The organism is Rhodococcus sp. EPR-134, from assembly GCF_001647205.1.
GTDB classification, from domain to species: Bacteria; Actinomycetota; Actinomycetes; order Mycobacteriales; family Mycobacteriaceae; genus Rhodococcus_F; species Rhodococcus_F qingshengii.
This window is the reverse complement of the sequence record NZ_LVCT01000219.1, coordinates 1-3,766: the sequence shown is the minus strand read 5'-3', so window position 1 is coordinate 3,766 and position 3,766 is coordinate 1. Positions and strand designations below refer to the sequence as shown.

Annotated in this window: 3 protein-coding genes and 1 pseudogene; 1 reads left to right on the top strand and 3 read right to left on the bottom strand. The window is 62.8% G+C overall.

All coding sequences use genetic code 11. The annotated features are described in order from the left end of the window. The coding region (locus A2J01_RS09885; RefSeq protein ID WP_064112617.1) for an AMP-binding protein at nt 1-1,214 on the top strand (1,214 nt) is incomplete at its 5' end. 6 nt (nt 1,215-1,220) lie between these two features. Here A2J01_RS09885 and A2J01_RS09880 read toward each other — a convergent pair. The 3 genes and pseudogenes from A2J01_RS09880 to A2J01_RS09870 all read right to left on the bottom strand — a co-directional run. Then, the gene (locus A2J01_RS09880) at nt 1,221-2,549 is read right to left on the bottom strand and encodes an amidohydrolase family protein (protein WP_064075173.1); all 1,329 of its coding nucleotides are present in this window, start codon (nt 2,547-2,549) and stop codon (nt 1,221-1,223) included. A 40-nt stretch (nt 2,550-2,589) separates the two neighbouring features. Next, nucleotides 2,590-3,567: an isopenicillin N synthase family dioxygenase gene (locus A2J01_RS09875; RefSeq protein ID WP_003942293.1), complete on the bottom strand. Its 978-nt coding sequence runs from the start codon at nt 3,565-3,567 to the stop codon at nt 2,590-2,592. Between the two features lie 15 nt (nt 3,568-3,582). Then, nucleotides 3,583-3,766, bottom strand: a pseudogene (locus A2J01_RS09870) (nitrate ABC transporter substrate-binding protein); the annotation flags it as partial.

Below are 3,766 nucleotides of genomic sequence, written 5' to 3'. Positions count from 1 at the left end.
TGGTCGCCTTCGTCTACGACGACGAGTTCGCGGACATCGCCGATGCCTTGCCGGACGACGTCGTCGTCTATCGTTCCTGGCCAGAGGGCACAGCCGCTGACGGTTCCACGGCAGCCACTCTCGACGAGGCCATCGCCGGACGCACCACGTCGTCGGTGCCGGCACCCGAGAAGAACGGTGGCTTCGTCCTCCTCACCAGCGGCACCACAGGAACTCCCAAGGGTGCGCCGCGTGGCCACACCTCCCCTCTCGCGTCGGCGCAGTTCCTCGACCGCGTGCCGTTGCGCCGCGGACAGACAATGATGATGGCGGCCCCCGCCTTCCACGGAACCGGTGTCTCGCAGTTCGCTCTCGCGTTGGCGCTCGGCCAGACCGTCGTCATGCATCGAAAGTTCGATCCGGAGAACACGATCAAGCTTGTCGCCCAGTACAAGTGCGACAGCCTGGTCGTGGTCCCGACGATGCTCACTCGCATCATCGACCTCGGTCCCGACGTGCTGTCCAAGTACGACACGTCGAACCTGAAGATCATCTTCTCGGCAGGTTCGTCACTCTCACCCGACCTGTGCAAGCGAGTCACGGCCTCGTTCGGGTACGTCCTCTACAACCTGTACGGATCCACCGAGGTCGCAGTGGCCACGGTCGCGACTCCCGAGGATCTGACCATTGCGCCGGGAACCGCGGGCCGCGCTCCGGTGACCTGTCACGTCGAACTGTTCGACGAGAACAACAAGAAGATCACCACCCCACACACGATCGGCAGGATATTCGTCGCCAGCGGGCTGAGCTTCGAGGGATACACCGACGGGCACGACAAGGAACGTATCGACGGACTTCTCTCGACCGGCGACGTCGGACACTTCGACGCCAACGGCCTCCTCTTCGTCGACGGCCGCGACGACGACATGATCGTCTCCGGTGGCGAGAACGTCTACCCGCTCGAAGTCGAGAACCTGCTCGCCGATCGAGAGGACGTCTTGGAAGCGGCAGTCATCGGAGTCGAGGACGCCGACTTCGGGCACCGCCTGCGAGCTTTTGTCGTCGTCGCCCACGGCGCCGACCAGAACTCCGACGAGCTGAAGGATCACGTCCGGTCGAATCTCGCGCGCTACAAGGTTCCCCGCGAGATCGTCTTCATCGACGAACTTCCCCGCAACGCCACCGGAAAGCTGTTGCGCCGCGTCCTGATCGAGATGGAGATCAGCGAAGACTGAGCACAGTCACAAAGCGCTGAGCGTGCGGATCAATTCCGCCTCGTCGACGCGAGTCGAGTGCCCGTCGCGGAGCACGACCTCGCCCGCAACCAACACCGTGTCCACTATCTGACGACTGCCCGTCGTGAGAATGGACGCACCCGGATCTCGCACCGGGAGGCAACCGAAGTCGCGTTCGAACCGAATCATGGTGAGGTCGGCGGGATCGCCCACGGAGATCCCGCCGGACCTGGCCGGCAGACCGAGTGCTGCGTTTGCACCGCCGGATGCGATGTCGATCATGGCTTCGAAGCCGAGCAGGTCGGCACGGCCGCGCGCGGCTCGCTGCACATAGGCGCCGGTGCGCAGCGTCTCGAGCATGTCCTGAGTATCGTTGCTGGCTGCGCCGTCCACACCCAACCCCACCGCGATCCCCGCGTCGAGGAAACTCGGGACGGGCGCGATTCCGCTACCGAGCCGCATGTTGCTGACGGGGTTGTACGACACTCCGACGCCGCGCTCCGCCAGCACCTTCTGACCACGGTCGTCGAGTTCGACGCAGTGGACCGCCAGCACCCGGTCCCACAAGAACCCATGGGAATCCAGGTAGTCGACCGCGTTCATGCCCGCGTGTTCGGTACACATCGTGTTGTCGGTCTGCGTCTCGAGCAGGTGAATCGAGACCGTCAGGTCGCGAGCCTGCGCGAACTCACGCACTTCCGACATCCCATCCGGGGTCAGCGAACGTGGGTTCGGTACCGCGACTGCCACGTCGACGCGGGAACCTGCGACGTCGCGCATCATCTGATCCGTATGTGCGAGAACGTCTCCGAGTGGTTGCATGAGCCGCGGATCGAAGCCCCACTTCCTCGTCTTGTCCGCCCGGTCTGCGGTTCCGCGTCCCAGTACGGCACGAATCCCGGTGTCGTGCAACGCCCGGATCACAGCGTCGTGAACCTCGCTGGACGGATGCGGCCACATGTGTTCGACCAGGGTGGTCGTACCGCTGCGCAATGCCTCCAGCGAGGCTGCGACAGTGGCCGTGTATGCGCGCTCCGGCGTGATCTGAACCGACTCTTCTGCGACCGCGAGTAGCCATTCGAGAAGCGGTGTCCCTTCGGCGATCCCACGCATCAGTGACTGCTGAAGGTGCGTATGGGTGTTGACGAACCCAGGGATCAGATACGCCCCCGATCCGTCCACACTTCCAGGTGTGGCGGTGCCGGTCGACTTCTCGATCGATTCGACCACCCCATTCGAGACGACGACGTCGTGGCCGGTCAGCCATTGCCCGCCGCTGTACAACGTCACGTCCCGGATGATCGCGTCGGTCATGTTCTTGGGCGCGGTAGTCATCGCCAGTTCTCCTGAAAGTGTGTGACGGAACGGATACGGATCAACGCGCGAAGTTCGCGCGTACTCGCTGGTCGATGTAGTCCTCGGCAGTGATCGGCGGGTACTTGCCCGCCGGCCCCTCGATGGTCACGTCGCGGTTCGCCTGAGCGAAGAACGCGAGGCTGTAGCGGGCTCCCCGATAGTCGGTGACTCCGGGACTCTTGACTCGATGAAAATTCGACGGCAGGACGTCATCACTCCATCTCATCAGCATGTCGCCGATGTTGCAGGTGATTGCTTCCTCAGCCGGCACCACCGACGTCCATTCCTGGGTGTCCATCTCCTTGCCCGGGCACAGTTGCAAGCCGCCCTGACCGTCACGCTGGAAAAGCAATGTCAGGCAATCGAAATCGGTGTGTGCTCCGGCACGCCACATCCCTTCGACATCTGCGTCGGCGGCAAGGGGGAAGTAGTGGAGTAGTCGCAGCGTGCTCTGGTAGGTGTCCACCGACGGGTCATGTGCCCTGGTGAAGAAGTCTCGTTCGAATCCCAGCTTCTCGGCGAAGCACGACAACAGGTCCATCGCAATGCCCCAGCACTTGGCTTCGAAGTCCAGGATCGTTTCGCGGAATCCGCCCAATTCGTCTGCAGTGGGCCACAGATCACCCATATGCGGGCGGGTCACCTGATAGGACTCTTTCTGATCAGGTGTTCCGATGGACGGACGCACCTGCGTCATGCTCTCCCAGCCGGAGTTGAAACCCTTCTTGAGCGGATACTGCGCTTTGACCTCGGTGGGCAGTGCAAAGAATCGCTCGGCCGCCGCGAAGGCCTCGCGGACCTGGTCCAGATCGATCCCGTGATTGACGATTTGGAAGAATCCGATGTCGGTCGCTGCCGACCACAACTCCTCGGCGATCTCGCTGCGCCGGTTCTCGAAATCCGAGAGATCGATTCTTCGGACCTCGCGGTCGGTGGTCTCCGTGCCCAGGCCACCCATGCGGGTCTCGCGGTTGAGTTCTGTCATGTCGTAAGTCATTTGCTGTCAGCTCCTTCAGCGGATTCCGATGGACCGATCGGTGAACTTGTCGGTGTAGATCGCTTCTGCAGTCAATGACTGCGGTATCGCCGCACCCCAGGCGTTCAGGATGGGCTTCAGTTCTTCGACGGTGTGAGCGACTCGCGTCATGTCGAACGTGCCGACGGATCCGTCCGCCTCGTTCGCGATCAGGCCCTTC